Raw genomic sequence first — 234 nt, 5'->3', positions numbered from 1 at the left:
TAGTCGAGTCGGCCTGCGCGGAAGATGTAACGGGGCTAAGCTATAAACCGAAGCTGCGGCAATGCATTTTATGTATTGGGTAGGGGAGCGTTCTGTAAGCCGTTGAAGGTGGATTGTAAAGTCTGCTGGAGGTATCAGAAGTGCGAATGCTGACATGAGTAACGATAAAGGGGGTGAAAAACCTCCTCGCCGGAAGACCAAGGGTTCCTGTCCAACGTTAATCGGGGCAGGGTA

Annotated in this window: 1 rRNA gene; it reads left to right on the top strand. The window is 51.3% G+C overall.

Annotation, left to right across the window (positions count from 1 at the left end):
* Positions 1-234 (top strand): 23S ribosomal RNA (locus AC5O63_RS22485); the annotation flags it as partial.

This window comes from Vibrio sp. SCP2, from assembly GCF_059295395.1.
This window is presented reverse-complemented; position numbering and strand designations above follow the sequence as displayed.